Source organism: Nonomuraea sp. B208 (assembly GCF_057536035.1).
On the sequence record NZ_BAAJOU010000030.1, the window covers coordinates 203,940 to 230,735 of the forward strand.

General features: G+C 72.4%; 25 protein-coding genes and 1 pseudogene. 17 read left to right on the forward strand and 9 right to left on the reverse strand.

What is annotated here, in order from left to right; all coding sequences use genetic code 11:
- Window positions 1-3: 3 nt before the first annotated feature.
- From AC27IY_RS42520 to AC27IY_RS42560, 9 genes are all read left to right on the forward strand, one after another.
- On the forward strand, window positions 4-852 hold the full coding sequence (locus AC27IY_RS42520) for a type II secretion system F family protein (RefSeq protein ID WP_487181494.1): 849 nt from the start codon (window positions 4-6) through the stop codon (window positions 850-852).
- Window positions 845-1,768 carry a type II secretion system F family protein gene (locus AC27IY_RS42525; RefSeq protein ID WP_344210394.1) on the forward strand — a complete coding sequence of 308 codons (924 nt, stop codon included), beginning with the start codon at window positions 845-847 and terminating at the stop codon, window positions 1,766-1,768. Before AC27IY_RS42520 ends, AC27IY_RS42525 begins: the two co-directional genes overlap by 8 nt.
- Window positions 1,765-1,998 carry a hypothetical protein gene (locus tag AC27IY_RS42530; RefSeq protein WP_344210391.1) on the forward strand — a complete coding sequence of 78 codons (234 nt, stop codon included), beginning with the start codon at window positions 1,765-1,767 and terminating at the stop codon, window positions 1,996-1,998. Before AC27IY_RS42525 ends, AC27IY_RS42530 begins: the two co-directional genes overlap by 4 nt.
- Window positions 1,967-2,425 (forward strand): TadE/TadG family type IV pilus assembly protein, encoded by a 459-nt coding sequence (locus AC27IY_RS42535; RefSeq protein ID WP_344210389.1) that lies wholly within the window; start codon window positions 1,967-1,969, stop codon window positions 2,423-2,425. The genes AC27IY_RS42530 and AC27IY_RS42535 overlap by 32 nt, the downstream gene beginning before the upstream one ends.
- Window positions 2,422-2,814, forward strand: a complete 393-nt coding sequence (locus AC27IY_RS42540) for a TadE/TadG family type IV pilus assembly protein (protein ID WP_344210387.1) — start codon at window positions 2,422-2,424, stop codon at window positions 2,812-2,814. The genes AC27IY_RS42535 and AC27IY_RS42540 overlap by 4 nt, the downstream gene beginning before the upstream one ends.
- A complete protein-coding gene (locus tag AC27IY_RS42545) occupies window positions 2,811-3,212 on the forward strand; it encodes an Rv3654c family TadE-like protein (protein ID WP_487181495.1) in 402 nt (133 codons plus the stop codon). Before AC27IY_RS42540 ends, AC27IY_RS42545 begins: the two co-directional genes overlap by 4 nt.
- Window positions 3,213-3,292: 80 nt before the next feature.
- A complete protein-coding gene (locus tag AC27IY_RS42550) occupies window positions 3,293-6,061 on the forward strand; it encodes a BTAD domain-containing putative transcriptional regulator (protein WP_423443390.1) in 2,769 nt (922 codons plus the stop codon).
- A complete protein-coding gene (locus AC27IY_RS42555; RefSeq protein WP_487181496.1) occupies window positions 6,058-6,711 on the forward strand; it encodes a hypothetical protein in 654 nt (217 codons plus the stop codon). The genes AC27IY_RS42550 and AC27IY_RS42555 overlap by 4 nt, the downstream gene beginning before the upstream one ends.
- A complete protein-coding gene (locus tag AC27IY_RS42560) occupies window positions 6,708-7,637 on the forward strand; it encodes a hypothetical protein (RefSeq protein ID WP_487181497.1) in 930 nt (309 codons plus the stop codon). The genes AC27IY_RS42555 and AC27IY_RS42560 overlap by 4 nt, the downstream gene beginning before the upstream one ends.
- A 262-nt stretch (window positions 7,638-7,899) precedes the next feature.
- Here the strand turns inward: AC27IY_RS42560 and AC27IY_RS42565 are convergent, their stop codons facing one another.
- The 4 genes from AC27IY_RS42565 to AC27IY_RS42580 form a co-directional block, all read right to left on the reverse strand.
- On the reverse strand, window positions 7,900-8,787 hold the full coding sequence (locus tag AC27IY_RS42565) for a hypothetical protein (RefSeq protein ID WP_487181498.1): 888 nt from the start codon (window positions 8,785-8,787) through the stop codon (window positions 7,900-7,902).
- Between the two features lie 37 nt (window positions 8,788-8,824).
- Window positions 8,825-9,331 carry a methylated-DNA--[protein]-cysteine S-methyltransferase gene (locus AC27IY_RS42570; protein WP_364450065.1) on the reverse strand — a complete coding sequence of 169 codons (507 nt, stop codon included), beginning with the start codon at window positions 9,329-9,331 and terminating at the stop codon, window positions 8,825-8,827.
- Window positions 9,328-10,746, reverse strand: coding sequence for an AlkA N-terminal domain-containing protein (locus tag AC27IY_RS42575; protein ID WP_487181499.1), 1,419 nt, complete (start codon window positions 10,744-10,746; stop codon window positions 9,328-9,330). The genes AC27IY_RS42570 and AC27IY_RS42575 overlap by 4 nt, the downstream gene beginning before the upstream one ends.
- Window positions 10,747-10,816: 70 nt before the next feature.
- Window positions 10,817-11,665 (reverse strand): NYN domain-containing protein, encoded by an 849-nt coding sequence (locus AC27IY_RS42580; RefSeq protein WP_344210478.1) that lies wholly within the window; start codon window positions 11,663-11,665, stop codon window positions 10,817-10,819.
- On the opposite strand from AC27IY_RS42580, the gene AC27IY_RS42585 reads away from it, so the two are divergent.
- Window positions 11,591-11,815: a hypothetical protein gene (locus AC27IY_RS42585; RefSeq protein WP_344210482.1), complete on the forward strand. Its 225-nt coding sequence runs from the start codon at window positions 11,591-11,593 to the stop codon at window positions 11,813-11,815. The genes AC27IY_RS42580 and AC27IY_RS42585 overlap by 75 nt on opposite strands.
- Window positions 11,816-11,862: 47 nt before the next feature.
- Here the strand turns inward: AC27IY_RS42585 and AC27IY_RS42590 are convergent, their stop codons facing one another.
- Window positions 11,863-12,075: an acyl-CoA carboxylase subunit epsilon gene (locus AC27IY_RS42590; RefSeq protein WP_487181500.1), complete on the reverse strand. Its 213-nt coding sequence runs from the start codon at window positions 12,073-12,075 to the stop codon at window positions 11,863-11,865.
- Window positions 12,072-13,661: an acyl-CoA carboxylase subunit beta gene (locus tag AC27IY_RS42595; protein WP_344210371.1), complete on the reverse strand. Its 1,590-nt coding sequence runs from the start codon at window positions 13,659-13,661 to the stop codon at window positions 12,072-12,074. Before AC27IY_RS42595 ends, AC27IY_RS42590 begins: the two co-directional genes overlap by 4 nt.
- 36 nt (window positions 13,662-13,697) lie before the next feature.
- Here AC27IY_RS42595 and AC27IY_RS42600 point away from each other — a divergent pair, with 36 nt between their 5' ends.
- The 3 genes from AC27IY_RS42600 to AC27IY_RS42610 all read left to right on the forward strand — a co-directional run bounded on the left by AC27IY_RS42600 (window position 13,698) and on the right by AC27IY_RS42610 (window position 18,819).
- The gene (locus AC27IY_RS42600) at window positions 13,698-14,558 is read left to right on the forward strand and encodes an ABC transporter ATP-binding protein (RefSeq protein ID WP_487181501.1); all 861 of its coding nucleotides are present in this window, start codon (window positions 13,698-13,700) and stop codon (window positions 14,556-14,558) included.
- Window positions 14,555-16,129 (forward strand): hypothetical protein, encoded by a 1,575-nt coding sequence (locus AC27IY_RS42605; RefSeq protein ID WP_487181502.1) that lies wholly within the window; start codon window positions 14,555-14,557, stop codon window positions 16,127-16,129. Before AC27IY_RS42600 ends, AC27IY_RS42605 begins: the two co-directional genes overlap by 4 nt.
- Window positions 16,130-16,197: 68 nt before the next feature.
- Entirely contained in the window at window positions 16,198-18,819 is a 2,622-nt protein-coding gene (locus AC27IY_RS42610; RefSeq protein WP_487181503.1) for a phosphoenolpyruvate carboxylase, read from the forward strand.
- A gap of 9 nt (window positions 18,820-18,828) precedes the next feature.
- Here AC27IY_RS42610 and AC27IY_RS42615 read toward each other — a convergent pair whose 3' ends face one another.
- The 3 genes from AC27IY_RS42615 to AC27IY_RS42625 are packed head-to-tail and all read right to left on the reverse strand — an operon-like array spanning window position 18,829 to window position 23,011.
- Window positions 18,829-19,911, reverse strand: coding sequence for an epoxide hydrolase family protein (locus AC27IY_RS42615; protein WP_423443409.1), 1,083 nt, complete (start codon window positions 19,909-19,911; stop codon window positions 18,829-18,831).
- A gap of 56 nt (window positions 19,912-19,967) precedes the next feature.
- The gene (gene fdhD, locus AC27IY_RS42620; protein WP_487181504.1) at window positions 19,968-20,810 is read right to left on the reverse strand and encodes a formate dehydrogenase accessory sulfurtransferase FdhD; all 843 of its coding nucleotides are present in this window, start codon (window positions 20,808-20,810) and stop codon (window positions 19,968-19,970) included.
- Window positions 20,807-23,011, reverse strand: coding sequence for an FdhF/YdeP family oxidoreductase (locus tag AC27IY_RS42625; protein WP_487181505.1), 2,205 nt, complete (start codon window positions 23,009-23,011; stop codon window positions 20,807-20,809). Before AC27IY_RS42625 ends, fdhD begins: the two co-directional genes overlap by 4 nt.
- Window positions 23,012-23,163: 152 nt before the next feature.
- Between AC27IY_RS42625 and AC27IY_RS42630 the strand changes: the two are divergent.
- The 4 genes and pseudogenes from AC27IY_RS42630 to AC27IY_RS42645 all read left to right on the forward strand — a co-directional run.
- Window positions 23,164-24,363: pseudogene (locus AC27IY_RS42630) on the forward strand (RNA-guided endonuclease InsQ/TnpB family protein); the annotation flags it as partial.
- 71 nt (window positions 24,364-24,434) lie between these two features.
- Window positions 24,435-25,256, forward strand: a complete 822-nt coding sequence (locus tag AC27IY_RS42635) for a biotin--[acetyl-CoA-carboxylase] ligase (protein WP_487181506.1) — start codon at window positions 24,435-24,437, stop codon at window positions 25,254-25,256.
- 46 nt (window positions 25,257-25,302) lie between these two features.
- Window positions 25,303-25,815 carry a PH domain-containing protein gene (locus AC27IY_RS42640; protein ID WP_423443417.1) on the forward strand — a complete coding sequence of 171 codons (513 nt, stop codon included), beginning with the start codon at window positions 25,303-25,305 and terminating at the stop codon, window positions 25,813-25,815.
- Window positions 25,812-26,783 carry an adenylate/guanylate cyclase domain-containing protein gene (locus AC27IY_RS42645; RefSeq protein ID WP_487181507.1) on the forward strand — a complete coding sequence of 324 codons (972 nt, stop codon included), beginning with the start codon at window positions 25,812-25,814 and terminating at the stop codon, window positions 26,781-26,783. Before AC27IY_RS42640 ends, AC27IY_RS42645 begins: the two co-directional genes overlap by 4 nt.
- Window positions 26,784-26,796 lie beyond the last annotated feature (13 nt).

Consider the following 26,796-nt stretch of genomic DNA (forward strand, 5'->3'; position numbering starts at 1 on the left):
CCGATGGGCCTGACCATGGACCCGTTCGCCCTGCTCGCCGGCGCCATGGCCGGCGGCGGCCTGTTCCTGCTGATCCTCTCCCTGTACGGCATGCGCCCCCGCCCGCCGCAGCCGCAGCGCCACCTGATCAGGATGCTGACCACGCGCGGCGCGGTCGCCGCCGTGGCCGCCTCGCTGGTCCTGCTCATCACCCGGTGGCCGGTCGCGGCGGTGGGCACCGTGCTGCTGGTGTTCGCCTGGCGCGGGCTGTCGGGCGGCGCGGCCGAGGAGCGGGCCGCCATGCGCCGCCTCGAAGGGCTCGCCGCCTGGACCGAGTCGCTGCGCGACACCATCGCCGGCGCGGCCGGGCTGGAGCAGGCGATCCCGTCGTCGATCAGGGCCGCCGCGCCGACACTCCGCCCGCACCTGCGCGCCATGATCGACCGGCTGCACACCAGGATGGCGCTGCCCGAGGCGCTCGCGCTGTTCGCCGACGAGCTCGACGACCCCTCGGCCGACCTGGTGGTGGCCGCGCTCATACTCAACTCCAAGCTGCGCGGCCCCGGTTTGCGCGACGTGCTCGGCGCGCTCGCCGTCTCGGCCCGCGAGGAGCTCGACATGCGCCGCCGCGTCGAGGCCGAGCGCCGCGCGACCCGGCGCAGCGTGCAGATCGTGGTGATCACCGCGCTGGGCTTCGCCGCGCTCCTCGTGCTGTTCAACGGCGACTACGTCGAGGAGTACGACGACCCGCTCGGCCAGGCCGTCCTGGTGGTCGTCGCCGCGCTGTTCGGCGCGGGGTTCGCGTGGATGCGCCGGCTCGCCGGGTTCGACAAGCCGACGCGGCTGCTGACGGGAAGGGGCGGCGATGGTTGAGGGCGCGCTGGCCGGAGCCGCGCTGGGGCTCGGCCTGTTCGTACTGGTACGCGCGATCTTCCCGGCCCGCCCCGGGCTGGTGGCGCGGCTGCTCGCGCTGGACGCCGTGCGCGAGGACGCCGGCGCGCCGCGCATCCAGCTCCTGCTGCCCGAGGAGGAGGTCGGCGCGTTCCGCCGCAACCTCGGCGTACGCATGGCCGCGCTCTACGCCGCCCGCGGCTGGGAGGTCAGGTCCGTACGGTCGGACCTGGCGCTGCTCGGCCGTTCCTTCGAGGCGTTCCTCGCGACCAAGGCGCTCCTCGGCGCCGCCGGCCTGCTGGCGTTCCCGCTGCTGCTCGGCTGGCTGGTGCTCATGGGGTGGGGCAGCTCGCCGGCCATCCCGTTCTGGGTGGCGGTGCTGGCCGCGGTCGTCTTCTTCTTCCTGCCCGACCTGCAGATCCGCAAGGAGGCCGCGGCGCGCAGGCGCGACTTCCGTCACGTGGTCGGCGCGTTCCTCGACCTCGTCTCCATGAACCTGGCCGGCGGCCGCGGCGTCCCCGAGGCGCTGATGATGGCGGTCACGGTCAGCGGCGAGCAGCCCAACTGGGCGATGGGCCGCATCCGCGACGCGCTGAGCGGCGCGCGCATCGTCGGCATCACCCCCTGGCAGGCGCTCGGCCAGCTCGGCGAGGAGATCAACGTCGACGAGCTGCGCGACCTGTCGGCGGCGCTCGGCCTGGTGGCCGACGACGGCGCCAAGGTCCGCTCGTCCCTCACGGCCAGGGCCGCCACCCTGCGCCGCAGGGAGCTGGCCGAGATCGAGGGACGCGCGGGTGAGCGCTCGCAGTCGATGCTCGTCGCCCAGCTCCTGCTCTGCGCCGGTTTCGTGATCTTTCTCAGTTATCCCGCCGCGATGAAGATGTTGGGGGTCTCATGAACCATCCCTGGATCGTCTATCTCCGTGCGTGCCTCGCCGTACGCGTCCACCGGGCCAGGACCGCCCCCACCCGGGGCGCCTCCGCCGTCGAGTGGGTGATCATCACCGCCATCATCGCGGGCGTCGCGCTCGGGCTGGCCACGCTGATCAGGACGCTGGTGGAGCAGCAGCAGGGCCAGATCGAGCAGAGCTTCGGCGGTGGCGGCGGTGGCGGTGGCGGCGACCAGTAGCCCGCGCCGCCGCGCCCGCGAGCGTGGCGCCAGCGCGGTCGAGCTGGCGCTGCTCATGCCGGTCATTCTCGCGGTGGCGCTGCTCATCGTGCAGGTGGCGCTCTGGTTCCACGCGCGTCAGGTCGCCGAGGCGGCCGCCCAGGAGGGGGCGCGCGTGGCCAGGGCGGCGCCGATCGACTCGGCCGGCTGGGAGGGCACCGCCACGGCCAAGGCCACCGAGATCGTCCGCGCGATCGGGCCGCGGCTGCTCGGCGGCGCGACCGCCACGACCTCCGAGAGGGAGCCCGACGAGCGGTTCGTCACCGTGACCGGCAGCGCCGTACAGGTCATCCCGCTGCTGCCGTCGCTCACGTTCACGATCAGCGCGACCGCCGGCGGGCCCGTCGAGTGCTTCCGTCCCGACAACGGGGGCGAGGACTGCGAATGAGCGCCGATCGCGAGCGCGGGTCCATGGCCGTCGAGACGGTCATGCTGGCCCCGGTCTTCCTGCTGTTCCTGCTGTTCCTGGCCGGGGCCGGGGTGCTGGTGGAGTCGCAGGGCCGGGTCAACGGCGCGGCCAGGGACGCCGCCCGCGCCGCCTCCGTGCAGCGTACGTTCGACGACGCCCAGGGGGCCGCCGACGCCATCACCCGGGCGACGCTCACCGGCCCCTGCGGGTCGCCGGCCGTGTCGCTGGACGGCTCCGCGTGGGAGCAGGGCGGGCAGGTGGAGGCCGTCGTCACCTGCGAGCTCGACCTCGGCTTCGCCGGGTTCGGCGCCAAGCGGCTCACCGGCACCGCCGTCGTGCCCCTGGAGCAGTTCAGGAGGGTCGAGTGAGCGAGCGGGGGTCCATGTCGGTGTTCACCGTGCTGTTCTCGGTGGTCGCGTTCCTGCTGGCGGGGCTGCTGGTGGACGGCGGCGGGGCAATCAACGCCCGGCTGCGCGCCGCCGACGTGGCCGAGCAGGCCGCGCGGGCCGGCGCCGACCAGATCGACGAGGACGTGCTGCGCACCAGCGGCGAGGCCCGGCTGCTCGGCGAGGACCGCGTGTGCGGGCGGGCCGACGAGATCGTCGCGGCCCAGGGCGACGACGTACGCGCCGGCCGCTGCGAGGTCCAGCAGGAGCAGGTGACGGTGAGCGTGTCGGTGCGCTGGCAGGCGTTCTTCCTCGGTGCGATCGGCTTCGCGGGATCGGACATGACCGGCGAGGCCACGGCCGCGCCCCAAGCGAGATAAAGCGAGCTAGACCGAATGACTTCACTCAGTGGCACGCGGAACGCGTGAGGCACGACGCTGAGCGGGCGAAAGGAGAGGCGATGCCGACGCGAGAGCCAGCGCGGCCCCACGGGCGCCCCGCCGGGCGTGCCCACGGGCGGCACGGCCCCGCCCGCCGCCCCGCCAGGCGCGGTCTCGGTGACGTGCTCGCCGGGCTCGGCGCGCTGGTCCTGCTGGTCGCGCTCGTGGGCGGGGTGCCGTACGCGCTGCTCAAGTACGTCGGGCCGCCGATCGACCCCGAGCAGTTCGACGTGCGGACGCTGCTCAGCCAGGCCGGGCCGAGCACCATCACGGCGGTGCTGGTCCTGCTCGTGTGGCTGGCCTGGTTCCAGCTGTTCGTGTGCGTGCTCGTCGAGGTGTACGCCGGCGTCCGCAGGGTCGGCATGCCCGCCCGCGTGCCCATGTCCGGGGGCACCCAGGCCCTCGCCAACAAGCTCGTCGGGGCCGTGCTGCTGCTGTTCACCACCGGGGCCATGGTCGCGCCGATCGTGAAGCTCGCGCCGGCGCCCGCCCCGCCGCCGATGACGGCGGTGGCGTACTCGGCGCCGATCGTCGAGAAGGCCACGCTCGACACCCAGCAGACCAAGAAGGTGTACGTGGTGCAGCCGCCGCACGGGCGCCACCACGAGAGCCTGTGGGAGATCGCGGAGAAGTGCCTCGGCGACGGCCGCCGCTACCACGAGATTTACCGGCTCAACCAGGCCAAGGAGCAGCCCGACGGCTCCAAGCTGCGGATGGCCGACCTGATCAGGCCCGGCTGGGTGCTCGACATGCCGGACGACGCCCGCCACACGCACACCGTCCCCGTCGGCCAGCCGCGCGAGCAGACCCTGCGCGACCATCCGGGCCGCGCGGAGGTTCCCCGCTCCGTCGAGCAACGCGCCGACCGGGCGGAGGAGAAAGCCGAGCAGAAGAAGGACGTCGAGCGCCGCGCCGAGAACAGGGGCGGGGCCAAACACCGCCTCCCCGAGCAGGACCGCCGGCTCCCCGAGCAGGAGCGGCGGGAGCAGCCGGTGGTGCGCGAGGCCCAGTCCGGCGCGCTCATGGACTACCTCGCCCCCGCCTCGCTGGCCGCCGCCGGGCTGCTGTTCGTGCTCTCCCGCCGCCGCCGCGAGCAGCTGTGGAACCGGCTGCCCGGCCGCCGCACCGCCCGCCCGCGCGGCGACGCCGCCGAGGCCGAGGTCGCGCTCCGGCTGGGCGCCGACGCGCCGGGCGCCCGCATCCTCGACATCGGCCTGCGGCTGCTCGGCGCCGAGCTGGCCGCCAGGCACCGCACCCCGCCCACCGTGTACGCCGCCCACCTGTCCGCGCGCACGCTCGACCTGTGGGTGCACCCGCCCGACCCCGACCCGCCCGCGCCCTGGACCGCCCAGGACGGCGGCCAGGTGTGGCGGCTGCCCGCCCACGAGGGCCGGCTGCTGGAGGACCAGCCGGGCGGCGCGCCGTACCCGGGGCTCGTGTCCATCGGCGCCAACGCGGGCGGCCGGGTGCTCGTGGACCTGGAGGCGGCGCAGGGCCTCATCAACGTCCGCGGCCCGCAGACCACGGCCGCGCTCGCCGCGATCGCCGTCGAGCTGGCCACGAACCGCTGGTCCGACCGCATGCGGGTGACGCTCGTCGGGTTCGGCGAGGAGCTGACCGCCATCGCGCCCGACCGGATCAGGGCCGTCGGCGGCCTGGCCGAGGTGCTGCCCGAGCTGGAGGCCGCCGCCGCGCCGCGCGAGCAGGTGCTGACCGGCCGGGTCACCGGCAGCCCGCGCGAGGCCCACTACCTGCTGTCGGCGGTCGCGCCCACGCACGAGGAGGCGCGCCGGCTGGCGCTGCTGGCCCGCAGGGACACCGCCGGGTACGTCGTCGCGGGCGACATCCCGCACGCCACCTGGACCCTGGAGATCACCGAGGACGGCAAGGCCCGCATCGCTGAGCTGGGCTTCGAGGTGGAGGCCCAGCTCCTGCCCCGCCGCCACTACCGGGCTCTGGTCGAGCTGTTCCGCACCGCCGGACGCATGGAGGGCGAGCCGATCCCCGAGCCGGAGCCGCTGGTCGGGCTGCACGCGCCGGCCGTCGAGATCCGCCTGCTCGGCCCGGTCGAGGTGCGGGGGCTGCGCCCGCTGGAGGAGGGCCGGCTGGCGCTGGCCGCCGAGATGCTGGTCTACCTGGCCACGCATCCGGGCGGGGTGCACCCCGTCGTGCTCGGCGGCGTGTTGTGGCCGCGCGGCGTACAGGACCTGGTCAGGGACGCCACGATCGCCCGGGTCGCGGAGTGGCTGGGGCCCGACCACCTGCTCACGGACGAGGCCGGGCGGCTGCGGCTGGGGCCGGAGGTGCGTACGGACTGGATGTTGTTCCGCGAGCTGGTCCGCCGCGCGCGCGGCGACGCGATGGCCAGGCCCGTCCTCCTGGAGAAGGCGCTCGGCCTGGTCAGGGGCCCGCTGCTGGCCGGTCGCCCGCCCGGCAGGTACGCCTGGCTGGCCGCCGAGGACCTGGAGTACGACGTGGCCGCCGGGGTGGCCGACGCCGCCCACCAGCTCTGCGAGCTCCGGCTCGCCCAGAACCGGCCGGACGCCGCGGTCGCCGCGGTCCGCCAGGCGCTGCTGCTCGCGGCCGACGACGAAGGGCTCTGGCGCGACCTGCTGCGGGCCACGCACGCCACCCAGGACGGCGTACGGCTGCGGGCTGTCGTCGAGGGCCTGACCCGGCGGGCCGCCTCGCACCCGTACGGCGGCGCACTCGCCCCGGAGACCGAGGCGCTGATCGAAGAACTGCTGCCCACGTGGCGCATCCACGTCGTGAGGGAGTCATCGGCATGAGACGAGCAGCGATGGCGCTGGTCTTACTGGCTCTGGCGGGCTGCGGCCAGCCGGAGCGGCCGTACTCGCCGGGGGCCGAGCCCTCGGCGGACGGCAGCGGCACCGCCCGCGCGGCGGCGCCTGCGGAAACCCCCCAGGAGGGGACCAGCGAGGAGCCCTCCGAGGAGGGGACCCTCGCAGGGAAGGGCAAGGAGACCGTCACCATGGGCGGCGGCAAGTTCCGGATGGAGATCGACTGGCCCGCGAAGCGGGACCCGCTGGCAGAGGTGGGCGCCGCTTACATGGTGGCCATGCGTAAGGCGATCGTCGCCGGCAGCGATCGGCCCTTGCAGGACATCGACATTGAACTCACCGCCGCCCCGGCCGCGTACGAGTGGGTGAAGTACTTCCTCGACAGGAAACAGACGGTGCGCGGCGTCGCCCGGCTCTACGACCTGCGTGTCTCCAGGACGGGCAAAGGTGCGGTGATCGACATGTGCGTGGACGAGACGGGCATGCGGTTCGTCTCGGCACGCACCGGGAAGGCCATCTCGCCCCGCCCCGACTGGCTCGACACTCCGTACCTCCAGTCCCTGGCCCTGCATCGGGGCGACGACGACGTGTGGTGGATCAGGGACGTCCGCGCCGACCTGAAAGGGTGCCCCGCATGAACCCCCTCCTTTCCGCGGCCGTCGTGGGCCTGCTCGCCGTCACCGCAGGGCTGGCGCCGCGGCCGGACCCCGGCCGGACGATCGACGAGGGGCGGACGAAGGGCATCGTGCTCACCCACTCGAAGATCGTCATCTCGGGTGACGCCAAGGGCGGTAAGTCCGACGGCTACGTGCTCAAGCGGCCCTGCTGGTACGAGCCCGGCCAGGGGGCCGAGGAGATGTTGAAGACGCAGGAGAGCCTGCGCGACTTCTTCTTCAAGTTCACCAAGGACGCGACCGATGAGAAGTTCGAGAAGTTCCTGGAGCAGTTCAAGGAGCGGATCGGGCAGGACGGCCGCTGGTGGGGCCCCGCGTACGACTCCTCCGACCCCAAGGGCCTGGCGTGCTTCAGCGCGCTCGACCCGTTCGTGTTCGTGCCGCCGGGGCAGACGCCGCCGGCCGGGATCACCGTACGGGAGCTGGCCGAGATCGCGCGGGCCGCGCTGACCGTGCCGGAGCCGACGGTCAGGCTGAGCCCCGACGCCAAGAGCTACGTCAACCTGCCGACCTGGGTGTGGGTGGAGGGCATCGGCGCGCCGCGCAGGTCGGTGACGGCGACGATCCCCGGGGTCATGAGCGCGACCGTGGTCGCCACCCTTCAGGAGATCAAGATCGACCCCGGCACCGGCGACGACCGGGCCGAGGTCACCGTGAGCGGCTGCGGCGCCCAGGGCAAGCCGTACGTGAAGGGCGGCACGTTCTCCTGCGGCGTGCGCTATCTGCGCTCGTCGGTGGACCAGCCGCAGGAGAAGTACACGCTCACGGTCACCACCGTGTGGCCGGTCGCCGTCCAGGGGGACGTGGCGGTGCAGTTCGCACCCGTCGAGGTGGGCACGAGCCGGGACGTCCCGGTCGGCGAGATCCAGAGCAACGTCCGACCTCAGTGACGAGACGGCGGTGAGTGGGGCGCCGCGCCCCACTCACTCCGCGTCGTCCGCCTCCTCGAAGAGCTCGTCCACGCTCGTGACGGTGAGGGCCTTGTCGACCCAGGCGAGCAGGAGCTCCGGGTCCTCGCAGGTGTGGATGCGTTCCCGCGCTTCCTCAGGAACGGCGAGGCCCCGCCCTTCGAGGATGCGCAGAACGGCCTTGGCCTCCCCCTGCGCGATGCCATGGTCGACCCACTCGCGGACCAGCTTGCTTCGGGGCTCCTCAGTGATCAGAGTCCGCCTCCTCGAAGAGCTCGTCCACGCTCGTGACGGTGAGGGCCTTGTCGACCCAGGCGAGCAGGAGCTCCGGGTCCTCGCAGGTGTGGATACGTTCCCGCGCCTCCTCGGGAACGGCGAGGCCCCGCCCTTCGAGGATGCGCAGAACGGCCTTGGCCTCCCCCTGCGCGATCCCCTGGGTGATGCCATGGTCGACCCACTCGCGGACCAGCTTGCTTCGGGGCTCGTAGTTGATGTCCATGGCCATCGAGATCTCCTTGAACTTGGCGACGACGAACTCCGGCAGCACCGAGAGCACGAGGTCAGAATAACTTTTGAGCTCCTCGGGCAGGTGCTCATGCGCATCGTGGAATGTCTGCAGGACCTTGAAACCCTCCTCGGTCGGGCCGTGCACGATCGCGGAGAGAGCGGTGAGCTCCGGCTCGGCGACGGCCCTTTCGAGGTCGGTGATCATCGGAACCTGCTCCGGCCCGAGGACGATGGGCCGGAGGGACCATCCCGGGTGGCCCATGTCGATGGGACGGCCGCACTTGGCCGCCACCCGCGTGTCCGGGCAGAAGACGAGCAGCGTGCACGGACATTTGAGCCGAGCCCGTAGCGTGGCCAGGTAGACGGGCCACGACCAGGTCTTCTCGTCGCGATACGCCCGCTGGACCTCCAGCACGATGCCGGACAGCGGCTTGCCGTCGGCCAGGACCACGACCGAGTCCGCGCGGTATTCGGTCGGGACGCAGTCGGTGAAGTCGGGGCTTTCGAGCCGGGCCTCGTCGAACGCGGGCACCGGCACGCCCATCTCGGTGAGCAGCGTGGCCACCAGCGATGGGCGATTCCGTACTAGTTCGAGCAGGAACTCATGCTCCTGGGTGGGGGACATGCCGAACACATTACCGAATGCATTCGACTCATCACACTCAGTTAGCGTTTCGTCCTGATTCGTGCGCCAGCAGCCACTCCTTGACCGGGACGCCGTAGTAGTAGCCGCCGTAGCCGCCCGAGCTCGGCAGGACCCGGTGGCACGGCACGAACGGGGCGATGAGGTTCTGGGCGCAGGCAGAGCCGGCCACGCGGGCCGCCGTACGCGGCAGGCCGGCGCGTTCGGCCAGCTCGGCGTACGAGACCGTGGTGCCGGCCGGGACCTCGCGCAGCGCCGCGTGCAGCCGCTTGCGCGTGGGGGAGCCGGGCTGCTCGACGGGTACGTCGTCCAGCGCGGCGAAGTCGCCCGCCAGGTACGCGCGCACCGCCTCCACGGCCGGCCCGAGGTCGTCCACCACCTCCAGCCCCTCCGCGCGCAGCTCGGGAGCGAGCCGGGCGAACATCTGCTCGGGGTCGGCCGTGAACCCGGCCGCCACCAGCACCTTGTCACGGGCCAGCAGGGCGAGCGGGCCGATCGGGGTCGGGACGAGCTGTGCAGCGATCATGATGAGCTCCAGAGATGCAGGGCGGCGTAGGCCCGCCAGGGCCGCCACCGCTCGGTTTCGTCGTCGGGAATGCCCAGGGCGGCCATCCGCTTCCTGAGCACCAGGTCGCCCGCGGGCCAGGCGTCGGGGTCGCGCAGCGCCCGCAGCGCGACGTAGCCGGCGGTCCACGGGCCGATGCCGGGCACCTCCAGCAGCGTCGCCACGGCCTCGGCGGGGTCCTGGCCGCCGTCGAGGTCGAGGTGGCCCGCGGTGATCCGGGAGGCCAGCTCCTTGAGCGTGGCGATGCGGCGGCCGGTGAGGCCGAGCCCGGTGAGGTCGGTCTCCAGCAGGTGGCCGGGGGCGGGGAAGAGGCCGCCGGGCGCGGCGGCGCGGGCGACGATGCGGCCGAGCAGCGTACGGGCCCCGGCCACCGAGACCTGCTGCCCCACCACCGCCCGCACGGCCAGCTCGAACCCGTCGAACGTCCCCGGCACCCGCAGCCCAGGCCGGGCCGCGACCAGCGGACCGAGCGAGGTCCTGCCGAGCGCCTCGGAGATCGCCTCAGGGTCGGCGTCCAGGTCGAGCAGCCGGCGGCAGCGGGCCACGACGCGGGCGAGCTGCCGCGTGTCGGCCACCGCCACGTCGAGCGCCACGTGGTCGGGCCGGGGCGTGAGCGTGATCGTCCCGCCGGGCACCGCCCGCGCGTACGAGGTCCGGTCCGCGCTCTCCAGCCCCGGGATCGCCCGCGCGGCGAGGAACGCGAAGACCGCGTCCACGTCGTACGGCTCCCGCCGGTGCAGCCGAAGCCGCAACGGCGCGGGCCCAGCGGCCTCCGCCCCGGAGTCGGGCACGGCGACCTGACGTCCCCCCGCCGTGGCGCGCAGCTCGCTCGGCGTGAACCCGTACGTCTCCCGCATCGTCGCGTTGAACTGCCGCACGCTGCCGAACCCGGCCGCGAACGCCACGTCCGTGATCGGCAGCACGGTCTCCGTCAGCAGCTGCTTGGCCAGCAGCAGCCGCTTCGTCCGCGCCACCGCCAGCGGCCCGGCCCCCAGCTCGGCCACGAACAGCCGGTGCAGGTGCCGCTCGGTGATGTGCAGCCGCCTGGCCAGCCCGGCGACGCCCCGCTCGTCGGCCGCGCCGTCGTCGATGAGCCGCAGCGCCCGGCCCACGAGGTCGCCCCGCAGGTCCCAGCCGGGGTCGCCGGGCGACAGCTCGGGACGGCAGCGCTTGCACGGCCGGAACCCGGCCGCCTCCGCCGAGGCCGCGTGCCGGTAGAAACGTACGTTCCTGGACGCGGGCGTACGCGCAGGGCAGATCGGACGGCAGTAGATGCGCGTCGTCGTCACCGCCGTGTAGAAGCGCCCGTCGAACCGGGCGTCCCTGGCGGAGACGGCCCGGTAACAGGAGTCGAAGTCGAGCTCCAGTGGAGACATACTTCGACGGTACGCGCTGCCAGAAGGCGGCGACCGGCGGTTTTCGGACCTGATCGTCCGCGACGTCCGGCTACTTGGAGGAGACGCCGACCCCCAGGTCGAACTCCCGGTAGACGCGCGCCCAGAACCCGTCGCGCAGCCACACCCGCGCCTCGGGGAACGGCCGCAGCGAGTGCCCGAGCTCCTTCTCGGCCTCGATCAGCAGCTCGGTGTCGATGACGGTCGGCAGGATCGGCCCCGGCAGCAGGTCGCGGATGTTGTCACGGCCACGGGTGAGGATCCACTTCTGCGCCACGTGCTCGCCGACGTCCTCGACGCGCGGGCGGCTCGGGCCGAGCTTGGCCACCTGGCCGGGCTTGGCGTGCGGCTTGACCGGCGCGCGGCCGGCGAAGACCTGGGCGGGCGACGGCGTGACCGGCGGGGCGACCGCCACGGGCTGCGGAGCACGGCTGAAAAAGGGCCTCAGGAAATCAGCGGAGATCACTTCTACGGTGTCGGACTCCCACACCAGGCGTTCGGCCTGGTTGGTGCCGTAAGGAGGCTCGACGCCCCACAGGTGGATGCGCACGCCGTACGCCTGCGCCGCCTCCACCGCCGGGACCATGTCCTCATCGCCGGCCAGCAGGATGGTGTCGGTGACCGCGTGGTGCCTGGCCAGCGCCTCCAGATCGCTCCTGATCTGGGCGTCCACGCCTTTCTGCTGGCCACGGGCGTTGAGGTTGCCAAGCCTTACCTTGACCCAGGGAAGCTGGGCGATGACCCGCTGATCGACGGTGGGCACGCGGTCACGGGCGGCGTCATACCAATAGATCCGCAAGAGTTCGCCAGAAATACGTTCCTCTGCATGTTTCTGCAGACTCTGGATGAGCTCATCCGCGGCCACCCGATATTCCTTGCGTTCCTTCGCGCCCAGCAGCACTTCACCGGCCGCCGCGTAGAGATAACCGACATCCACCAGGACTGCGTACTTGGCTGCCACAGGATGCGGCATGAGGTCTGGGATGGCCATGTCGTCCTCCAGGCCGCGGTGTTAGTTGATCGGCTGACTATATACGCCTACTTTCTCTAGATAGTCCCAACTCCCGGGGAACTTGACACCCGATTCCCAGGATCTATCTAGGGCAGGGCGCTCATCCGCCATGCCGACTTCCCTGGGAGGACAGGCTTACGCATACCTCTAGCTGGGTTTCGCCATCTTTGCGGCGGGGCCTGCGGAGCGGGCTTCCGCGGGGCCTGCCGGGTGGCCAGCGCGATCACCAGGGCGGCGAGCTCCTCGGGCGTGGCGTCGCCGCGCACGACGCGCAGTCCGGGTGCCGGTGGCGGGGTCACAGCGGGATGTTCCCATGCTTCTTGGGCGGGAGCGTGGCGCGCTTGTTGCGGAGCGCGCGCAGCGCCCGGACGACCTGGGGGCGGGTTTCGGACGGCCGGATCACCGCGTCCACGTAGCCACGTTCGGCCGCGATGTACGGGTTGGCCAGCGTGTCCTCATACTCGGTGACGAGCCTGGCGCGCTGGTCGTCGGGGTTCTCGGCGGCGGCGAGCTCGCGCCGGTAGAGGATGTTGACCGCGCCCTGCGCGCCCATGACCGCGATCTGCGCGGTGGGCCAGGCGAGGTTGACGTCCGCGCCGAGGTGCTTGGAGCCCATGACGTCGTACGCGCCGCCGTACGCCTTGCGGGTGATCACCGTGACCAGCGGGACGGTGGCCTCGGCGTAGGCGTAGAGGAGCTTGGCGCCGCGGCGGATGATTCCGTTCCATTCCTGATCGGTGCCTGGGAGGAAACCCGGGACATCCACAAAAGTCAGGATAGGAATATTGAACGCATCACATGTTCGAATAAAGCGTGCCGCTTTCTCGGATGCGTTGATATCCAGACAACCTGCGAAATGCATGGGCTGGTTGGCCACCACGCCCACCGGCCGGCCGTCCACCCGCCCGTAGCCGACCACGATGTTCGGCGCGAACCGCGCGTGGACCTCCAGGAACTCCCCGTCGTCCAGCACCCGCCCGATCACCCGGTGCATGTCGTACGGCTGGTTGGGCGAGTCGGGGATCAGCTCGTCCAGCTCGGGATCGGGATCGAGGTCCGCGGCGGCCGGGTAGGCCGGGGGGTCGTCCAGGTTGTTGGACGGCAGGTACGACAGCAGCGCCCGCACGTAGTCGAGCGCGTCGTCCTCGTCGGCCGCCTGGTAGTGGGCCACGCCCGACTTCGTGTTGTGCGCGTGCGCCCCGCCGAGCTCCTCGAACGTCACCTCCTCGCCCGTCACCGTCTTGATGACGTCGGGCCCGGTGATGAACATGTGCGAGGTCTGGTCCACCATCACCACGAAGTCGGTCAGCGCGGGGGAGTAGACGTGCCCGCCGGCCGCCGCGCCCATGATGAGCGAGATCTGCGGGATCACGCCGGAGGCGTGCACGTTGCGCTTGAAGATCTCGGCGTACAGGCCGAGCGCCACCACGCCCTCCTGGATGCGCGCGCCGCCGCCCTCGTTGATGCCGATGATCGGGCAGCCGGTCTTGAGCGCCAGGTCCAGGACCTTGACGATCTTCTCGCCGTACACCTCGCCGAGCGAGCCGCCGAAGACCGTCACGTCCTGGGAGAACACGCAGACCTGCCGGCCGTCGACCGTGCCGTGCCCGGCGATCACGCCGTCGCCGTACGGCCGCCGCTGCTCCAGGCCGAACATCGTCGAGCGGTGCCGGGCGAACGCGTCGAACTCCACGAACGAGCCCTCGTCCAGCAGCGCCAGCACCCGCTCCCTGGCGGTCATCTTGCCCTTGGCGTGCTGCTTGTCGACGGCGGCCGCCGACCCGGCGTGGACCGCCTCGTCCAGCCGCCGCTCCAGGTCGGCGATCTTCCCGGCGGTGGTGTGGATGTCGGGCTTCTCCGGTGTCGACTCGGCGGCAGCGCTCATGCGCGCAAGGCTAGTACCTCCTCCTAGAGTGGCTCCATGACGGATGCCGTACGGACCCACGGCCTGTTCAAGAGGTACGGGCAGCAGATCGCGGTGGCAGGGGTGGACCTCGTGGTCCCTGCCGGCAGTTTCGCGGGCCTGGTCGGCCCCAACGGAGCGGGCAAGACCACCACGCTCAGCATGATCACCGGGCTGCTCCGCCCCGACGGCGGCACGGCCGAGATCGACGGCTTCCACGTCTGGCGCGACCCCGTCGAGGTCAAGGCCCGCATCGGCGTGCTGCCCGAGGGGCTGCGGCTGTTCGAGCGGCTGTCCGGGCGCGAGCTGCTGACCTACTCCGGCCGGCTGCGCGGGCTCCCCAAGGCCGAGGTCGAGCGGCGGGCGGAGGAGCTGCTCACCGTGATGGACCTCACCGGGGCCGCCGACAAGCTCGTCGTCGACTACTCCACCGGCATGCGCAAGAAGATCGGGCTGGCCTCGGCGCTGCTGCACAACCCGTCGGTGCTGTTCCTGGACGAGCCGTTCGAGGGCGTCGACCCGGTCAGCGCCAACACGCTCACCGAGGTGCTGCGCGGCTTCACGGCCTCCGGCTCCACCGTCATCTTCTCCAGCCACGTGATGGACCTCGTCGAGCGGCTGTGCGACTGGGTGTCGGTGATGAACCAGGGGCACATCGTGGCGCAGGGGCCGCTGGAGCAGGTCCGTGGCGGGCGGCGGCTCAACGACGCGTTCCTGGAGTTGGTCGGCGGCACCGGGCACGGCCGCGGCGGCACCCTGTCCTGGCTCGGCTCCGGCGCCCGCGAACCCGCCGGAGCCCCCGCGCCTGCCCCCGCGCCTGCCCCCGCGTCTGCCCCCGCGCCCGCCCCCATCGATGAGCCCGGGAAGGACACGCCGTGAGCACGGTGGCGCTCTTCGCGCGACTGAAGCTGCGCCTGCTCGCCGGCAACCTGCGCGGCGACCTCCAGCGCAAGCTCGGCTTCCTGCTCACCACGGTCGTCGCGCTCGGCACGGCCGTGGTCGGCTTCCTCCTGATGAGCCTGCTGCGCCTCGCGCCCCACGACCTCGCCGTCAACCTGGTGATCGTCGCCTTCGCCCTGTTCCTGCTCGGCTGGATGATCGTGCCGCTGCTGGCCTTCGGCCTCGACGACACGCTCGACCCCGCCAAGCTCGCGCTGTTCCCGCTGCCGCCGCGCCGCCTCGCGATCGGCATGTTCACCGCGTCCGTCACCGGCGTGTGGCCGCTCACGATGCTCGCCGTCACCTCCGGGGCGCTCATCGCGCTGCCCGCCGGGATCGGCGGCGTGCTGCTCGGCGTGCCCGCCGTGCTGCTGCAGTTCGCGCTCTGCGTGGTGACCTCGCGCCTGATCACCACGGCGCTGTCCAGCGCGCTCCGCACCCGGCGCGGCCGGGACGTGCTGGCCGTGGCCGCCCTGTTCGTCGTCCTGCTCGCGCAGCTGCCCAACCTGCTGCTCAACCGCGGGTTCGGCGACCCCGGAGCGCTGCTGAACGGGCTGGCCGGCGTCCTGCGCTGGACCCCGCCCGGCATGGCGGCGCACGCGATCGCCGACGGCGGCCTGACCGGCCTGGGCGAGCTGGTGCTCCTGGCGCTGCTCACGCTGGCCATCGGCTGGCTGTGGATCAAGGCGCTGAGCCGGGCGCTGGTGACGCCGGACGTCTCCACGCAGGCGGCGTCGGTGCGCCGCAAGGACAGCGGCTGGATCGACCGGGTGCTGCCCGACGGGCCGCTCGCCGCCGTCGTGGGCAAGGAGCTGAAGTACATCAGGCGCGAGCCGCGCTTCCGCGTGGGCTGGTTCAGCGCCGTCGTCGTCACGCTCATCCTGTCGTTCTCGCTCGGCCGCACCGCCGGCGAGGGCGGGCCGGGCGGACCGGCGCTGCCGATCGTCATCACCGCCTTCGGCGCGCTGATGATCGCCCTGCAGTCGGGCAACACGTTCGGCTTCGACGGCCGCTCGCTCTGGATGAACGCCGTGACGTTCGGCTCCGAACGCGGGCTCGGCACCGACCTCGCCGGCCGCCACCTCGCCAACGCGCTCATCGCGACGCCGCTGCTCGCCGTGATCGCGGTCGCCACCGGGCTGTTCACCGGGCATCCCGGCTCGATCCTGCCCGCGATGCTGGCCGGATGGGGCGCGCTCGGCATCGGGCTCGGGGTCGGGTCGGTGACCAGCGTGGTGCTGCCGTACGGGGTGCCCGAGCGCATGAACGCCTTCAGCAGCGCCGCACCCGGGCAGGGCGGGCAGGCGTTCGCGTCCTCGATGGGGGCGATGGCCGGCATCGCGCTGCTGTCGCTGCCGTTCCTGGTGCCGCTGGGGTTCGGGCTGCTGTGGGTGAGCGTGGCGGCCCCCTTCTACGGGCTCCTCGTCGAGGTCCTCGGCCGCCGCCTCGCGGCGCGGATCGGCTTCGCCCGCCTGCCGGAGCTGATGGCGGCCGTCGGCAAGGCGTCCTGACCAGTGGTCTAGTCCAATAAGTGAGACCGGTCTGCGGTCGCGAAAACCGACTCGCTACCCTTCGAAGCATGATTGACCAGGGGTTCGAACGTCGCAGCGCGGCCGTGACGGAGATGCCGGACGAGCTGCGCCACGACGTGCGGCTGCTCGGCAAACTGCTCGGTCAGGTGCTCGCGGAGCAAGGTGGCGAAGACCTGCTGGCCGACGTCGAACGGTTGCGCAAGGCCGTCATCGCGGCGCGCAGGGGCGAGGTCTCGGCCGACGAGATCACCGCCATCGTCGCCGGTTGGGAGATCGAGCGGGCGGTCGAGGTGGCCCGCGCCTTCACCTGCTACTTCCACCTGGCCAACCTGGCCGAGGAGCACTACAGGATCCGCACGCTGCGCGAGCGGGACGCCGAGGGCAGGGTCCAGCGCGAGTCGCTGGCGCAGGCCGTCCAGGAGCTGGGCCACGAACGGGTGACCGAGCTGCTGACCGACCTGGAGCTGCACCCGGTGCTCACCGCGCACCCGACCGAGGCGCGCAGGCGGGCCGTCGTCACCGCCATCCAGCGCGTCAGCCACCAGCTCACCGAGTACAACACCCCGGGTCGCGGGGCCACCGAGCGCGCCGAGAGCCGGCGCCGCCTGCTGGAGGAGATCGACCTGCTGTGGCGCACCGCCCAGCTCCGCTCCAGCAAGCTCGACCCGCTCGACGAGGTGCGCACCGCCATGGCCGCCTTCGACGAGACCCTCTTCCGCATGGTGCCCCAGGTCTACCGCGCGCTCGACGCCGCGCTCGACCCGGACACCGGCACCCGCCCGCCGCAGGCCAGGCCCTTCATCCGGTACGGCAGCTGGATCGGCGGCGACCGCGACGGCAACCCGTACGTGACGGCCAAGGTCACCCGCGAGACCATCCAGATCCAGTCCGACCACGTGCTGGCCGCGCTGGAGACCGCCTGCGCCCGCATCGGCCGAACGCTGACCGCCTCCGCCCAGTTCACGCCGTGCTCGCCGGAGCTGAAGCGGGCGCTCGCGGCGGCCGTGGCCGCGCACCCGGAGATCGTCTCCGAGCTGGCCACCCGCTCGCCGCGCGAGCCGCACCGGCAGTGGCTGCTGTACGTGGCCGCGCGCATCTCCGCCACCCAGCGCCGCCACCTCGACCTGGCCTACCGCTCGCCCGCCGACCTGCTCGCGGACCTGCGGCTGGTGCAGGACTCGCTGGCCGCCTCCACGCCGCGGCAGGCGTACGGGGAGCTGCAGCACCTCATCTGGCAGGTGGAGACGTTCGGCTTCCACCTGGCCGAGCTGGAGGTGCGCCAGCACTCGCAGGTGCACGCGAGCGCCCTTGAGGAGCTGCGGGCCGGCGGCGAGCTGTCCGAGCGCACCGAGGAGGTCCTCGCCACCATCCGGGTGATCTCCTGGATCCAGGAGCGGTTCGGCGTAACGGCCTGCTCCCGCTACGTCGTGTCCTTCACCCGCTCGGCCGACGACATCGCCGCCGTCTACGAGCTGGCCAGGCACGCGGCCGGCGACGGCGCGCCGGTGCTCGACGTGGTGCCGCTGTTCGAGTCCGGCGAGGACCTCGCCAACTCGCCCCGCGTGCTCAGCGGCATGCTGGAGATCCCCGAGATGCGGCGCAGGCTGGACGACAACGGCCGGCGCATGGAGATCATGCTCGGCTACTCCGACTCGGCCAAGGAGCTCGGCCCGGCCGCGGCCACCCTGCGCCTGTACGAGGCGCAGGAGGCGCTGACCGCCTGGGCCGCCGAGCACGACGTCAAGCTGCGCATGTTCCACGGCAGGGGCGGCGCGCTCGGCCGTGGCGGCGGCCCGGCCAACCGGGCGGTGCTGGCCCAGGCGCCGGGCTCGGTCGCGGGCCGGTTCAAGGTCACCGAGCAGGGCGAGGTCATCTTCGCTCGCTACGGCCACATCGCGATCGCCCGCCGCCACCTGGAGCAGGTCACCAACGCGGTCCTGCTGGCCTCCTCGCCCACGGTGAGCGCCACGACGGCGGCCGCCGCCGAGCGCTTCCGCGGCCTCGCCGAGCGGGTGGCGGTGGCCTCGGAGCAGGCGTACCGCGCGCTCACCGAGGCGCCCGGCTTCCCCGAGTGGTTCGGCCTGGTGAGCCCGCTGGAGGAGATCGGCACGCTGCGGCTCGGCTCCCGCCCGGCCCGCCGCGGCCTCGGCGCGCCGCGCTCCCTCGACGACCTGCGGGCCATCCCGTGGGTGTTCGCCTGGGCGCAGACCCGGGTCAACCTGCCCGGATGGTACGGCCTCGGCTCCGGCCTCGCCGCCGCGGACTCGCTCGACGAGCTGCGGGCGGCGTACGCCGAATGGCCGCTGTTCAACGCGCTGTTGGACAACGCCGAGATGTCGCTGGCCAAGACCGACCGCTCGATCGCCAAGCGCTATCTGGCGCTCGGCGGGCGCGAGGACTTCGCCCGGCAGGTCCTGGAGGAGTACGACCGCACCCGCGACCTGGTGCTCCGCGTGACCGGCCACGCCCGGCTGCTGGAGAACCGCAAGGTGCTCTCGCGCGCCGTGCAGCTGCGCGACCCGTACGTGGACGCGCTGTCCCACCTGCAACTGCGCGCCCTGCGCGCGCTCCGCACCGAGAACCCGTCGGAGCGCGAACGCGAACGCCTGTCCACCCTCCTGCTCCTGTCGGTCAACGGCGTCGCCGCCGGCCTCCAGAACACCGGCTGACCGGCGGGGTCAGCGGAGGGTGGTGAAGAAGGCGATGATGTCGGAGGTGAGCGCTTCCGTGGCGGTGTGGGCGGTGTAGTGGCCGCGTGCGGGGGCGGGGAGCGTGCGCCAGGAGACGATGCGGCTGTGGTCGCGGTCGGCGAAGCGGCGGATCGACTTGAAGTCGCCCTCGCCCATCGCCAGCGCGAGCGGCACCGTCGTCGGCTCCTTCGGCTGCTCCATGCGGGCGTTCTCCCAGTACAGCCGCAGGGCGGAGCCGGCGGTGCCGGTGAGCCAGTAAATGGCGGCGTTGGCGAGCACGAAGTCGTCGTCCAGGTCCTCGTCGAAGAGCTGGGCCAGCCAGCCGACCAGCCCGGCGGGGGAGTCGGCGAGGGCGTGGGCGAGGGTCTGCGGCTGCTGGGAGTGCAGGACGTTGAAGGCGCCCTTCTCCTTCCAGAACCAGTCGAGCACGGCGAGCCCCGCCTGCTCCTCCTCGCTCAGCCCGGCGAACTCGGCCGGGTCGCCGGAGGGGAAGGAGTACACCTGCGTCACGTGCACGCCCACCACGCGCTCGGGCGCGAGCCTGCCGACCTCGGGGGAGATCATCGAGCCGGCGTCGTTGCCCACAGCGCCGTAGCGGTCGTAGCCGAGCCGGGACATCAGCTCGGTCCAGGCGCGGGCGATGCGCTGGTTGTCCCAGCCGAGCTCCTTGGTCGGGCCGGAGAAGCCGTAGCCGGGCAGGGACGGGATGACCAGGTGGAAGTGGCGCGACAGGGGCTCGATCGCGTCGAGGTACTCCATGATCGAGCCGGGCCAGCCGTGGGTGAGCAGGAGCGGCAGGGCGTCGGGGTCGGCGGCGCGTACGTGCACGAAGTGGATGTCCTGCCCGTCGATCTCGGTCGTGAACTGCGGGTACGCGTTCAGCCGGTCCTCCACCGCGCGCCAGTCGAACCCGTCGCGCCAGCGGGTGACCAGGCGCCGCACCCGCTCGACGGCCACGCCCTGGTCGGCGCCGGGGATCTCGTCGGTGAAGCGGGTGAGGGCGAGGCGGGCCTGGAGGTCGTCGAGGTCGGCCTGCGGGACGGCGACGCGGAAGGGGGTGATGGTCGTCATGACGAGATCCTCTCGGAACGGTTCGTTCTGTTCCAAGAATAGCAGAACGGAATGATTCATTCCGCCAAAATGCGCTCCTCGCCCGCGTACACGTTGCACCGCTCACCCCGCAGGAACCCGACCAGCGTCATCCCGAACTCCCTGGCCAGCTCCACCGCCAGCGACGACGGCGCCGAGACCGCGCACACCACCGGCACGCTCGCGGTCAGCGCCTTCTGCATGATCTCGTAGCTGGTCCGGCCGCTCACCACGAGCACGTGCCCGGCCAGCGGCAGCCGCCCGTTCAGCGCGGCCCACCCGGTCAGCTTGTCCACGGCGTTGTGGCGGCCCACGTCCTCGCGCACCACCACCGGCTCGCCCGCCGCCGTGAACAGGCCGGCCGCGTGCAGCCCGCCGGTCTTGCCGAACACGCCCTGCCCGCGCCGCAGCGCGTCCGGCAGGCCGTACAGGACGCCGGGGGCGAGCCGCAGCGTGTCCTCCGGCAGCGGCCGGCAGCGGTCGCGCAGGGCGTCCAGGCCGGCCGAGCCGCACACGCCGCACGCGCTGGAGGTGAGGAAGTGCCGCTCCAACGCCGGCAGGTCGGGTACGGCGCCGCGCAGGCGCACGGTGACGGTGTTGTAGCGGGCCTCCGGCGGCAGGTCCTCGTCGGTGCAGTACGCGATCGACGCGATGTCCCCCGGCCCGGCCAGCCCCTCGCCGTGCAGGAACCCGGCGGCCAGCTCGAAGTCGTGACCGGGCGTACGCATGGTGATCGCCACGGTCCGCTGCTCGCCACCGGCCCCGGTGACCCGGATCTCCAGCGGCTCCTCGGTGGCCAGGTCGTCGCGGCGCTCCCGGACCGCCGAGCCGTTGAGCTCGCGGATCCGGGCGCGGGTCGTGGGGCCGGGCCGGGTCTTCACAGCGCCCGCACGGTGACGAGGGCGTTGTAGTCGGGGATGCGCGCCTGCGGCGAGCGCCGGCTCTCGTCCAGCAGCACGTTGCCCTCCGGCCAGTGGATCTGGAGGTTGCCGGGCTGCAACGGAGCCCGCAGCACCCTCCCCTCGTACGTCCGCTCGCCCGAGCGCAGCTCGACCCGGGCGCCGTCGGGCAGGCCGAGGCGGTCGGCGTCGTACGCGCTCATCAGCACCGCCTCGCGCGTCGCCCCGTTGAAGCCGTCGCGCCGCTCGTGGACCATGCTGTTGAACTGCTTGCCGCGCCGCGTCGCCACCATGAACGTGCCGTCCGGCCGCTCCAGCGCGGGCAGCGTCACGGCGGAGAACCGGCCGCGCCCGTCGGGAGTCTGGAAGCGGCCGTCGGCGAACAGGTGCCGCCCGCCGTACTGCACGTTGTCGCCGAAGCGGGCGAGGCCGGCGATGCCCGCGTAGAACGGCACCGCCCGTTCGATCTCGTCCCGGATCTGCGGCGTGCCGGTGAACCTGACCCGGTCGGCGACCTCGGGCCGCACCCGGGAGGCCAGTTCGGTGAAGATCTTCCACTCCGGCCACGCCTCGCCGACGCGCGGCCCCTCCACCTCCGGCGAGAAGATGATCCGCCGCTCGGTGGAGGTCTCGGTCACGCCGCCGACCATCTCATAGCGCGTCTGGGCGGGCAGCAGCAGCACGTCGCCCGCGCCCGGCACCAGCATCTGCGACGACAGCACGATGTCCACGTGGACGCGGAGCGGCAGCCGTTCCAGCGCCTCCCTGCAGTAGGCCGGGTCGGGCAGCACCTCCAGGAAGTTGCCGCCGGAGGAGATCAGCGCGTCCAGCTCGCCCCGGTGCGCCGCGTCGATCATGTCGGTGGCGGTCAGGCCGGGGGAGTCCGGCACCTCGAAGCCCCACAGCTCGGTGAACCGGGCCGCGTTCTCCGGGGTGACGGGCAGGCCGCCGGGGAGGCCGGTCGCGTACGCGCCCATCTCGGCCCCGCCCTGCACCCCGCTGTGCCCGCGAATCGGCATAAGTCCGCACTTGTCCCGGCCGAGGAACCCGCGGGCGAGCGCCAGGTTGACGATCGCGCGCACGTTGTCCTCGCCGTAGGCGTGCTGCGTGATGCCCATCGACCACACGAGCACCGCCGAGCGCGCCTCGCCGAGCAGCCGCGCGAGGCGGAACATGTCGTCCCTGGAAGCCCCGGACAACGCCTCCAGCTCCTCCCACGACTGGGCGGCGACGGCCCGGCAGGCGTCCTCGAAGCCGGTCGTCCGCCGGTCCACGAACTCCTTGTCCACCCAGCCGTTCTCCACCAGGTGCTTGAGCACGCCGTTGAGGAAGCCGATGTCGCCGCCGACGTTCACGCCGAAGAACTCATCGGTGATCTTCGTGCCGAACAGCGCGGACTCGGCGTTGGACGGCACCCAGTAACGTTCCATCCCGGGCTCGCGGTAGGTGTTGACCATGGCGATCCGGGTGCCGGCCTTCTTGGCGTGGTAGAGGTACTTCATCGCGACCGGCTGGTTGTTGGACGGGTTCGAGCCGACGAAGACGATGAGGTCCGAGCCGATCCAGTCGGTGTAGGAGCAGGTCGTGGCCGCCGCGCCGATGGTCTCCTTGAGCGCGACCGTCGAGGGCGAGTGGCAGATGCGGGCCGCGTTGTCCACGTTGTTGCTGCCGAGCGCCCGCACCGCCTTCTGGGCCGCGTAGTAGTTCTCGTTGGGCACGCCGCGGCTGGTCAGGTAGGTGCCCGACCGCTTGCCGCGCAGCCCCTCCGCCGCCACGCGCAGCGCCTCGTCCCACGACACGCGGGTGAACCCGGGCTCGCCGGCCCGCCGCAGCATCGGGTAGGGCAGCCGCCCCAGCTCCCGCAGCTCCGCGCTGCGCCGCCCGGCGAGCGCGGAGACGTCACCCAGCAGCGAGACGTCCAGGGCGGGCATGGTGTTGAGCGGCAGCAGCCGCAGCCGGATGTTGCACAGATGGATCTCGTCCATCGTCCAGTCGCGCATGCCCTGCGTGCCGAGCGCGCACCCGTCGCAGGTGCCCTGGTTGAGTATGCGCCAGGCGTAGCGTCTGTTGCCCTTGACCGACTTGAACGCCTTCCACAGCTCCAGGTAGTTGTTCGGCTTGCGCAGCCCCAGGCCGAACGGCCGCCACGAGGCCCAGTTGCGCGGGTCCAGACGCTTGCTCATCAGATACCTCCGAGGAGACCCCCGCCTTCAGGCGGAGGAGGAATCGGACTCCTGCGGAGCGGGGCAGGAGCAGGCGATACGCCATCAGGCGGACCGCCGTCATCTTTCGGAATCGGCCGGTGCGCGGGTGATCTCGCACCTAGGATCGAGGGGTGGCGCAGCTGGTGAAGCGGGCCTACAAGTACCGCTTCTATCCGACCCCTGAGCAGGCCGAAGAGCTGGTCCGGACGTTCGGCTGCGTGCGCCTGGTCTACAACAAAGCACTCGAAGAGCGGACCCGCGCCTACAAGCTGGAAGGCCGCGGAGTCTCCTACACCGAGTCGTCGGCTGCGCTGACCGCGTGGAAGAAGACACCCGAGCTGGCGTTTCTTAACGAGGTGTCGTCGGTGCCGCTGCAGCAGACGCTGCGGCATCTGCAGGCGGCGTTCGCGAACTTCTTCGCCCGCCGCGCCAAATACCCGACGTTCAAGAGCAGGAAACGGTCGCGGGCGTCGGCGGAGTACACCCGCTCTGGGTTCCGCTGGCGTGACGGCCGGCTCACCCTGGCCAAGATGGGCGCGCCGCTGGACATCGTGTGGTCGCGTCCGCTGCCCGAGGGGGCCGAGCCGTCCACGGTCACTGTGAGAAGGGACGCGGCCGGGCGGTGGTTCGTGTCCCTGCTGGTGGAGGAGGAGATCGCGCCTTTGCCGCCGGTCGAGCGGTCGACGGGCCTGGACGCGGGCCTCACCGCCCTGCTCACACTGGCATGCGGCGAGAAGCTCGCCAACCCGCGTCACGAGCGTCGTGAGCGGCGCAGGCTGGCCAAGGCGCAGCGGGCGCTGGCCCGTAAGGAGAAGGGTTCGAAGAACCGGGCCAAGGCCCGGCTGAAGGTGGCACGGGTACATACCCGGATCGCCGACCGCAGGCGCGACTACCTGCACAAGGTCACCACACGGCTGGTACGCGAGAATCAAGTGATCGCCGTGGAGGACCTGGCCGTCCGCAACCTGCTCAAGAACCACGCCCTGGCCCGCGCCATCTCCGACGCTGGCTGGCGGGAGCTGCGCAGCATGCTGGAGTACAAGACGGACTGGTATCGCCGCACGCTGGCGGTCGTGGACCGCTTCTTTCCCTCCTCCAAGCTGTGCTCGGTCTGCTGGACCCTGCAGGAGGAGATGCCGTTGAGCGTCCGGGCGTGGGTCTGTGCGTGTGGCGCGGTGAATGACCGGGAGGTGAACGCGGCCCAGAACATGCTGCTCGCCGCCGGGCCGGCGGAGAGCTGAAACGCCTGTGGAGCTGGTGTAAGACCTCAAGCGGGAGTCCTCCTCTCGGGCGGGCGATCGGCGGTGAAGCAGGAAGACCGACCGGCGACGGTCGGACTCCCCCTCGTTCACGAGGGGGAGGATGTCAAATCGCCATCCTCTCTCCCTGCAAAGATAGGTGGATGCCCGACTCGCGTTATTCCGACCTCGACCGTCCGCCGCTCTCGGAGGCCGCGCTCAACCGCGCCCTCGTCCGTCCGGGCGGCCTGTGGACGGGCGTCACCGTCGTGGAGCGCACCGGCTCCACGAACGCCGACCTCGCCCGTGCCGCCCAGGAGGGCGCCGCGGAAGGCGCGGTGCTGGTGGCCGAGGCGCAGGAGGCCGGGCGCGGCCGCCTCGGCCGGGTCTGGAACGCGCCGCCGCGCTCGGGGCTGACGTTCTCGATCCTGCTCCGGCCGGAGGTGCCGGTGGCGGCGCAGGGCTGGCTGCCGCTGCTGTACGGCGTGGCCGCCGCCTCCGCCGTACGCCGCCTGGCCGAGGTGGACGTACGCCTGAAGTGGCCCAACGACCTGCTGATCGGCGAGCGCAAACTGGCCGGGGTGCTGGCCGAGCGGGCCGACGACGCCGTGGTCGTCGGCATGGGGCTGAACGTCTCGCTGCGCGCCGACGAGCTGCCGGTCGGCACCGCCACGTCGCTCGCCATCGAGGAGGCGGCCTGCCTCGACCGCGATCCGCTGCTGCGGGCCGTCCTGCGCGAGGTCGAGGTCCACTACCGCGAGTGGGCGGCGGCGGGCGGCGACGCCGAGGCGTGCGGGCTGCGCGCGGCCTACCTCGCCGCCAGCGCCACCGTCGGCCGTCAGGTCAGGGTCGAGCTGCCCGGCCGGCCGGCGCTGATCGGCCGGGCGAGCGGCATCGACCAGTCCGGCTGCCTGGAGGTCGAGGGGCCGGACCGGCTCCACACGCTGAGCGCCGGCGACGTCGTCCACGTGCGGCCCGCGGAATGAGGCATCGGCGTGGCCCCCGGACGGCGTTGGTGGCACGATTTGGCCCATGACCCTTCCCGACCATCATCTGACGCAGGGTGAGCGGCGGATCCGGGCCTTCCACCCCCATTGGAAGCGCCTCATCGGACCGGCCGTCGCTCTCGTGCTCATCGCCGCCGCCTCCGGCGCGGCGCTGTGGTTCATCCCGTCGGACTGGCAGTTCGCCCTCTACGCCAGGGCCGCCGTCGCCGTCCTCGCGCTCATCCTGCTGACGATCTGGTCGTTCACGCCCTACCTGCGCTGGAAGAACACCGGGTACGTGCTCACCACCCACCGCTTCACGATCAGCCGGGGGGTGCTCAACAAGTCCACCGACGAGATCCCGATCGCCAAGGTCAACACGGTCAGCTCCGACCAGACCCTGGTGGAGCGCATGCTCGGCTGCGGCACCCTGACCGTCGAGTCCGCGAGCGACCGCGGCGAGATCGTGCTGCGCGACATCCCCCACATCCAGGACGTCCGCCACGATCTGTTCCGGCTCGTCGAGGACGCCTCGGACGGCGAGATCGACGGCCGTTGAGCAGCCAGGGGCGGCCGACGGCCGAGGAGGTCGAGCGCCTGCTGCTCGGCCGGCCGCCGCGGCACACGCGGGCCGGGGTCGCGGAGCTGAGCGGCGTGCCGCAGGAGCTGGCCGCGCGCATCTGGCGCGCCCTCGGCTTCGCCCAGCGCGCCGACGACGCCGTGGCATTCACCGACGCCGACGTCGAGGCGCTGCGCCGGGTCCGCCACCTGCTCGACACCGGGCTGCTGGACGAGGAGACGGTCGTCCGGATGGCCCGCGCGCTCGGCCAGACCACGGCCAGGCTCGCGCAGTGGCAGGCCGAGACCATGACGAGCGCGATGCTGCCGCCCGAGCCAGGCGACGACGACCTCGCCCGAATGCTCGACGCCACGCGCGGCCTGCTGCCCGACTTCGAGCGGGTGCTCGTGCACGTCTGGCGGGCCCAGCTCGCCGCGGCCGGCACCCGGCTGCTGGCCCTCGCCGACCTCAGCGACGAGCCGCTGCTCACGCGGGTGCCGATGGCGGTGGGCTTCGCCGACCTCGTCTCCTTCACCAGCCGCTCCCGCGAGCTGACCGAGCGGGAGCTGGCCGCGCTGGTCGAGGGGTTCGAGTCGCGGGCCTCCGACGTGGTGGCCTCGCACGGCGCGCGGCTGGTCAAGACGCTGGGCGACGAGGTGCTGTTCACCGCGCCGGGCGCGGCCCAGGCCGCCGCGATCGCGCTCGACCTGGTCGAGGCCGACGAGCTGCGGATCGGGCTGGCGTACGGGCCGGTCGTGCCGATGATGGGCGACGTGTTCGGCACGACGGTCAACCTGGCCGCCCGGCTCACCGCGATCGCCCGTCCCGGCTCCGTGCTCGTGGACGCCGCGCTGGCCGCCGAGCTGGACGCCGAGCCGCACGGCTTCGCCCTGCACAGGATCAGGAAACGCCCGGCCAGGGGGCTCGGCGTGGTGCAGCCCTTTGTCTTGCGGAGATCAACCCTCTGACACAAGATGGCTG

What these genes read in the sequence shown, in the direction of transcription:
- AC27IY_RS42520 (WP_487181494.1), top strand. Translation starts at nt 4, where the DNA reads ATGGGCCTGACCATGGACCCGTTCGCCCTGCTCGCCGGCGCCATGGCC.
- AC27IY_RS42525 (WP_344210394.1), top strand. Translation starts at nt 845, where the DNA reads ATGGTTGAGGGCGCGCTGGCCGGAGCCGCGCTGGGGCTCGGCCTGTTC.
- AC27IY_RS42530 (WP_344210391.1), top strand. Translation starts at nt 1,765, where the DNA reads ATGAACCATCCCTGGATCGTCTATCTCCGTGCGTGCCTCGCCGTACGC.
- AC27IY_RS42540 (WP_344210387.1), top strand. Translation starts at nt 2,422, where the DNA reads ATGAGCGCCGATCGCGAGCGCGGGTCCATGGCCGTCGAGACGGTCATG.
- AC27IY_RS42550 (WP_423443390.1), top strand. Translation starts at nt 3,293, where the DNA reads ATGCCGACGCGAGAGCCAGCGCGGCCCCACGGGCGCCCCGCCGGGCGT.
- AC27IY_RS42555 (WP_487181496.1), top strand. Translation starts at nt 6,058, where the DNA reads ATGAGACGAGCAGCGATGGCGCTGGTCTTACTGGCTCTGGCGGGCTGC.
- AC27IY_RS42560 (WP_487181497.1), top strand. Translation starts at nt 6,708, where the DNA reads ATGAACCCCCTCCTTTCCGCGGCCGTCGTGGGCCTGCTCGCCGTCACC.
- AC27IY_RS42565 (WP_487181498.1), bottom strand. Translation starts at nt 8,787, where the DNA reads ATGTCCCCCACCCAGGAGCATGAGTTCCTGCTCGAACTAGTACGGAAT.
- AC27IY_RS42570 (WP_364450065.1), bottom strand. Translation starts at nt 9,331, where the DNA reads ATGATCGCTGCACAGCTCGTCCCGACCCCGATCGGCCCGCTCGCCCTG.
- AC27IY_RS42575 (WP_487181499.1), bottom strand. Translation starts at nt 10,746, where the DNA reads ATGTCTCCACTGGAGCTCGACTTCGACTCCTGTTACCGGGCCGTCTCC.
- AC27IY_RS42585 (WP_344210482.1), top strand. Translation starts at nt 11,591, where the DNA reads ATGTTTCTGCAGACTCTGGATGAGCTCATCCGCGGCCACCCGATATTC.
- AC27IY_RS42595 (WP_344210371.1), bottom strand. Translation starts at nt 13,661, where the DNA reads ATGAGCGCTGCCGCCGAGTCGACACCGGAGAAGCCCGACATCCACACC.
- AC27IY_RS42600 (WP_487181501.1), top strand. Translation starts at nt 13,698, where the DNA reads ATGACGGATGCCGTACGGACCCACGGCCTGTTCAAGAGGTACGGGCAG.
- AC27IY_RS42610 (WP_487181503.1), top strand. Translation starts at nt 16,198, where the DNA reads ATGATTGACCAGGGGTTCGAACGTCGCAGCGCGGCCGTGACGGAGATG.
- AC27IY_RS42615 (WP_423443409.1), bottom strand. Translation starts at nt 19,911, where the DNA reads ATGACGACCATCACCCCCTTCCGCGTCGCCGTCCCGCAGGCCGACCTC.
- AC27IY_RS42625 (WP_487181505.1), bottom strand. Translation starts at nt 23,011, where the DNA reads ATGAGCAAGCGTCTGGACCCGCGCAACTGGGCCTCGTGGCGGCCGTTC.
- AC27IY_RS42635 (WP_487181506.1), top strand. Translation starts at nt 24,435, where the DNA reads ATGCCCGACTCGCGTTATTCCGACCTCGACCGTCCGCCGCTCTCGGAG.
- AC27IY_RS42640 (WP_423443417.1), top strand. Translation starts at nt 25,303, where the DNA reads ATGACCCTTCCCGACCATCATCTGACGCAGGGTGAGCGGCGGATCCGG.